Source organism: Autumnicola edwardsiae (assembly GCF_031846505.1).
GTDB lineage: Bacteria > Bacteroidota > Bacteroidia > Flavobacteriales > Flavobacteriaceae > Autumnicola > Autumnicola edwardsiae.
The window spans coordinates 1-534 of record NZ_JAVRHP010000298.1; the positions used below are offsets into that span (position 1 = coordinate 1).

At 35.0% G+C, this 534-nt stretch carries 1 protein-coding gene; it reads left to right on the forward strand.

Going from position 1 to position 534, the window contains the following annotated elements; all coding sequences use genetic code 11:
- On the forward strand, positions 1-266 hold a 266-nt coding region (locus RM529_RS17740), incomplete at its 5' end, for a cation diffusion facilitator family transporter (protein ID WP_311486057.1).
- Positions 267-534: the final 268 nt, after the last annotated feature.

A 534-nucleotide genomic window follows, 5' to 3' on the forward strand; every position in this document is an offset into this window, starting at 1 on the left:
CGCTAAGCGAAATTATGGACGAACATCTTTACGATGATTTTATTGAGGATATCAAAACGGTTTCTAAAGATGTGGAAGGGGTGATAGCCATTGAAAAGTGCTTTGTTCGAAAAGCCGGACTGTTTTTTCATATCGACCTCCACCTTATCGTAAAAGGAGATATCTCGGTTACCAAAGGACATGCCATTGCCCATAATTTGAAAAATGAACTGCAGGAAAAATTCCCTGAAATTTCAGATGTACTTATCCACGTTGAACCCAATTAACTATCCCCAATAAAAGTTATTGTTGCTTTTATTAGCGGCCTTCCAAAAACTATAACATAATTTAGAACTTTGTTAGGAGTGTTCCGAAGAAATCTTTAATACATTGAAGTTATTCAAAATTGAAGATGATGAAAAAATATGCAACTTTTTTACTAGTAATTCTACTTGTTGCTTGTAACTTTTCCTGTAGTGATGATGATGATTCGGTTGAAGATGAAGCAACACGATACGATCTGGTGATTAGAAATGAAACCGACAATGAGATCAT